The following is a 5128-nucleotide window of genomic DNA, read 5'->3' as shown; positions in this document are numbered from 1 at the left end:
CTTGAGGAGAGGGGCAGGATTGCTAGAACGTATATACTAAGAAAGTTCTCAAAGCTATTGGCCGATTTTCTCCCTCAATTTTGCCCTAGTCTGGCTGCAGTCGATCGCCTTCGTAGGTTAAAATACCATTGATCTATTGATCGATTATTGTAGGCTCAGGAGCAATCACCATGACCGCAGAAAGTATGTTATTTAATGGGGCGATCGTGGCGATCGTTCTCGTCCTCGTCGGATTAGCTTGGGGTTTTCTCCTCCTCAAAATCCAAGGTGGAGAAGCGGAATAGCTTGTTTTTCCGTTCATGGTTACTTTATTAGTAATCATGAACTAATTTTTCCCCATCAAAAGTAATTAAGAGAAAATCAATAACCAAAATTTTATAGCTATACCTATGACCACTCCCACGATCGAGTTTTTTGTTGGTTTATCAGAAGAATTAAGCGGTGTTAGTCTCCGCAAAAATAAAAGTACCGGGATTCGCAATGTCCTGATGACTTTTAAAACCCTGAAAGCGATCGAACGTTTCCAAAGTTTCACCACCCGCACCTACGGTGATCTTCGTCTCACCGATGAGGAAGGAGTGATTATAGTTATTCCCAACTCGACTAAGTTTATTTTTGGAGGAGATGAAGGAGATGAAATTCAACGGGTAGAATGTGGTTTTGAAATCACCGATGAACACTGGGAGCGTTTTCTGCGCTTTATGAATCGTTATGCAGCCGCTAACGGGATGGGGTATCAGGATAAGTGAGAAGTGAGAAGTGGGAAGTGGGGTGTAGGGTGTGGGGAGAATAAATAAAAATAATCTCCTGACTTCTGACTCCTGACTCCTGAGTTCTGATAGTTAAAAACCAGCTAAAATAAGGATAAATTTAGTCAAGAAACCATGAAAATAGCGATTACTGGGGCGACGGGATTTGTGGGTAGTCGATTGGTGGTCAAACTCTATGATCGCGGCGATGACATCCTAATTTTGACTCGCAATCCCGATAAAGCCGGGAGAATTTACCCAAAGTCAATCTATCCTAAGATAGAGATTATTCCCTATATCGCCACAGAATCGGGGGATTGGCAAAAAGAGATTTGCGGATGTGACGCGGTGATTAATCTAGCGGGAGAACCGATTTCGGAACGCTGGACCGGTGAAGCAAAACGAGCAATCGTCGCTAGTCGGGAAATCGGCACCGAGAAAATTGTCGAGGCGATCTCGCGTAGCGAGCGCGTTGCGACCGCACTGGCCGACCAGAAACCGAAAGTTTTAATTAACTCCTCGGCGATCGGTTACTATGGAACCAGTGAAACCGCTAGTTTTGACGAAAATAGCCCTCCCGGTGACGATTTTCTGGCAGATGTCTGTAAAAAGTGGGAAACAGCCGCCCAAAAAGTTAAAGATTACGGCACTCGTTTAGTCATTCTTCGCACGGGTATTGTTTTAGGCAATGGGGGTGCTTTAGGGAAAATGATCCCACCCTTCAAACTATTTGCCGGCGGACCGATTGGCAGCGGTCGTCAGTGGTTTTCTTGGATTCATCGGGATGATTTAATTAATTTAATTATCTATTGTCTCGATCGCCAGGGAATTAGCGGTACTTTCAACGCTACTGCACCCAATCCCGTCCGGATGAAAGAATTCTGTCAGATTTTAGGGGAAGTAATGAATCGTCCTTCTTGGTTGCCAGTGCCAGATTTTGCCCTCGAAATTCTCTTGGGAGAAGGAGCAAAAATCGTCTTAGAAGGTCAAGAAGTGCTGCCAAAAGCCACTCAAGCGCTCGGTTTTGACTATCGTTATCCTAATCTAGAAGCGGCCTTACAAGAAATCGTCCCGAAAATGTAGAAAGCTGATATACTGGGGGGAAAAATTCTCAATACTAACGGTCTATGATGAATCTTTCCGAGCCGACAGCAAATTATTGTTTTTGCACTTTAGCCCTAAGAGAAAAGTATCAAAAATTAACTAAAACTTTGGCTGAAGATTTACAAAAATACGCCCCTCAGAGCAGTCTAGTGGTGGGAACTGATGCCCCTCAGTATTTTGATAATAGTCCCAATGTTATGGCTTTTAAACATACTCAAAAAGGTATTTTACATTGTTATAATGATAAACGCTTTGTTCTAGAAGAAAGTTTAAAGTTATTTCCGACAGCTATTTTTATCGATGCGGATACAAGACTAATAGAATCATTACCGGACAATCTTGATTTTACTCCAGGTATCGTTGGTTGTCATCAGAGTATGGTTGAGCATAATAAAAAATATCGTCCTCGGGATTTACCTAATTTAATCAGGGTTTCTGAAAAACTAGGAATTCCGAGTGAACAAGTAAATTGGATTGGAGAGTCTTTATTTATAGTCACTAGAGATGGAGGGAAAGAGCAAGAGTTTTTGCATTTTTGGGGGAAGATAGCACTCTATTTAGAAATGAAAGGAATGCACAGTGGCGAAGGCAGTATTATGGGACTAGCGGCAGCAAAAGTCGGGTGGACAGTAGATACCGGTGAAGCTTGGTTAATCCTCAAAAATAAAAGCAATCACCTTGATGCCAGTTATCAACCTCCCATTAAAAAAGATTTTTGGCAACCCCTCCAAAAAAGACTAGGCTATCATTATCGTCTCAATTTAGCCCGACTGAATGCCCTAAAAAACTACGATTTTTACTATCGCTAATCTATTTTTCACTCCAGACGGGATGGGAGAATAAAGAGGCGGCCACTCTCACCCCGCGCAGTTGATTTAACAGGGGTAAATGGCCGACGGGAGCGCTTAAATCCCAGATAAATTCCTGCGGGTATTTTGTCCAATTATTGCCATTTTTCCAGCCAATTTTCGGCCAGAGTTTCGGGAAATCTTGTCCCACACCTATCCATAATTTGCGCTGCACCGACCAACCGAATTTCCCTTCCGAATGAACTAACCAAAGATGATCAATAGTCTGAATGTCAACCTTGGGAAAAGCTTCTACTTCCGTAAAATAGACCCATTTCCTCTGTATTGCTCCTTCTCCTGCTAATTCACAGAGTTTTTGACGGGTGAGACTATCGGCAGTTTGAAAATCCTGTTTAGCCAATAATTCCTGTAAAAGTCGATAATCGATACCCTTAGCACTATCGAGGGGAACAACACCCGTGGGGAAATAATTAGCTAAAAATTCCTTGCTCTGAGCGCTATTATCTTGGTATAGCAATTGATAGGCCTTACCTGTCACCAGATTAACAGGAGTGGGCTGCTGGGCCAACAAAAAATCTCTCAATACAGTTAGGCCACCTTCTCCGGCCCCGGCTAATTGTGTCAGGATTTGTAATTGATTTTTCGGCGACTCGGTGGCTAATTGACTCATCTTGCGGGTAATATCCTCGCTCTGTTCTTCTACTAACACGCCATTCTGGTCAGTCATATCATCACTTTTAAGACCACTCCTTCAATACTATTACCACTATTTCGGGGTCGCTGCTCGATTTTTTCCCGACAAAAAAGGGATTTTTAGCGGGTGGTTGATCGTACACTGAAAGAGAGAACTATTTTGGCTATCTAGATCACCGACGGTCAAAATTCCCTTGACTGAATCGGTGATGGGCAGAGATTGTAACAAAAATTATCGATTGCTTGACAAAAAACTCCGATTATGCTATCAACTGAACCTAAAATCAACAATTCCGGACAAAAATATTTAGCCTATCAAGATTGTCTATCCCCGAATCAAACCCTGTTCCCCCTGACAGCCAAGGTTAATAACCGCGATTGTCTAGAAATCGGTGGTTGTGATGTCACCACCCTAGTGGAACGTTTCGGTTCACCCTTGTATATTGTCGATGAAGTCACCCTCCGCACAGCCTGTCGTCAATACCTGCAAGGTTTCCAGACTCATTATCCCGGAGAATCTAGGGTAATTTATGCCTCGAAAGCGTGGAATTGCCTGGCCCTATCGGCCGTGGTCGCTAGGGAGGGATTAGGTTTTGATGTGGTCTCGGCCGGAGAAATTCACACGGTGTTAACCGCTTTAGACCAGATCAAGAAAACCGATGTGCCGATATACTTTCATGGTAATAACAAATCGATCGCCGAGTTAGAGTATGCGATCGAGCATAACTGCATTATTGTCGTTGATAACTGGCTAGAGTTAGAAAATCTGGTTAAATTAGGCGAAAATCGTCCTGATAACCCTATTCCGATCCTATTGCGGTTAACCCCCGGTATCGAGTGCCACACCCACGAATATATTCGCACGGGTCACTTAGACAGTAAATTTGGTTTTGACCCCCATCAAATCGAAGCGGTATTTGACTATGTTTTAGCTCATCCGCTGCTGAATTGTCTGGGTTTACACGCTCACATCGGTTCCCAGATTTTTGAACGTCAACCCCACCAAGACTTAGCCGCTGTGCTGGCAGATTGGTTTAAATTAGGTTTAGAACGGGGTTTACCCCTAGAGCAATTAAATGTGGGTGGTGGTTTAGGGATTCGCTACCTCGAAAGTGATGACCCCCCAAGTATCGAGGAATGGGTGCAAGCAGTGTCCTTAGCAGTGGCCAAAGCTTGTCAGGAAAGAGGTATCGCTTATCCGCTGCTCATTGCCGAACCGGGACGCTCTCTGATTGCCACCGCTTGCGTAACGGCCTATACAGTGGGTAATCGCAAAGAAATCCCTGAAATCCGCACCTATATCGCCGTTGATGGCGGAATGTCTGATAATCCCCGACCGATTACCTATCAATCGGTTTACCGGGCCGTGGTCGCCAATAAAATGAGTCAAGAATGTCAGGAAGTGGTGACAATAGCTGGAAAGCATTGTGAATCTGGCGATATTCTAATTAAGGATATTACGCTACCGAAAACCAACCCGGGGGATATTTTAGTGGTTTTAGCCACAGGAGCCTATAACTACAGTATGGCTTCTAATTACAACCGCTTACCCCGTCCGGCGGCGGTAATTGTCCACAACGGAGAAGCTAATCTCATCCTTGAACGGGAAAATCTGGCGGATTTGCTGCGTCAAGACCGTTTACCGAAAAATTGGGTTTAAAGCCTCGCCCTTTGAGGGCGACTTTATAGGATGTATGATATTAAGAATAGGGGGCCGGGTAAGCAACCGCTTAAAAAACCCAGTCATCAACCGATGAACGCACCTTGAAAACT

At 44.0% G+C, this 5128-nt stretch carries 6 protein-coding genes; 5 read left to right on the top strand and 1 reads right to left on the bottom strand.

The features are described from left to right. The first annotated feature begins 170 nt into the window (after positions 1-170). The 4 genes from petM to PX636_RS13425 all read left to right on the top strand — a co-directional run bounded on the left by petM (position 171) and on the right by PX636_RS13425 (position 2662). Positions 171-284, top strand: coding sequence for a cytochrome b6-f complex subunit PetM (gene petM, locus PX636_RS13440; protein ID WP_012265655.1), 114 nt, complete (start codon positions 171-173; stop codon positions 282-284). Between the two features lie 105 nt (positions 285-389). After that, positions 390-749: a photosystem II reaction center protein Psb28 gene (psb28, locus tag PX636_RS13435; protein WP_002757021.1), complete on the top strand. Its 360-nt coding sequence runs from the start codon at positions 390-392 to the stop codon at positions 747-749. 135 nt (positions 750-884) lie between these two features. Next, on the top strand, positions 885-1832 hold the full coding sequence (thyD, locus tag PX636_RS13430; RefSeq protein WP_288117569.1) for a thylakoid membrane protein ThyD: 948 nt from the start codon (positions 885-887) through the stop codon (positions 1830-1832). Between the two features lie 44 nt (positions 1833-1876). Beyond that, positions 1877-2662: a hypothetical protein gene (locus PX636_RS13425; RefSeq protein ID WP_002757024.1), complete on the top strand. Its 786-nt coding sequence runs from the start codon at positions 1877-1879 to the stop codon at positions 2660-2662. A gap of 1 nt (position 2663) precedes the next feature. Here the strand turns inward: PX636_RS13425 and PX636_RS13420 are convergent, their stop codons facing one another. Continuing rightward, positions 2664-3389 (bottom strand): GUN4 domain-containing protein, encoded by a 726-nt coding sequence (locus PX636_RS13420; protein WP_288117568.1) that lies wholly within the window; start codon positions 3387-3389, stop codon positions 2664-2666. Positions 3390-3617: 228 nt separating this feature from the next. On the opposite strand from PX636_RS13420, the gene lysA reads away from it, so the two are divergent. Then, positions 3618-5015 carry a diaminopimelate decarboxylase gene (gene lysA / locus PX636_RS13415; RefSeq protein WP_288117567.1) on the top strand — a complete coding sequence of 466 codons (1398 nt, stop codon included), beginning with the start codon at positions 3618-3620 and terminating at the stop codon, positions 5013-5015. The last annotated feature ends 113 nt before the right edge of the window (positions 5016-5128 follow it).

Origin of the sequence: Microcystis sp. M53598_WE2, assembly GCF_030067735.1 — a bacterium.
Taxonomy (GTDB): domain Bacteria; phylum Cyanobacteriota; class Cyanobacteriia; order Cyanobacteriales; family Microcystaceae; genus Microcystis; species Microcystis aeruginosa.
Note: the sequence above shows the minus strand (reverse complement) of the source record. Positions and strands in the feature narration are given on the sequence as shown.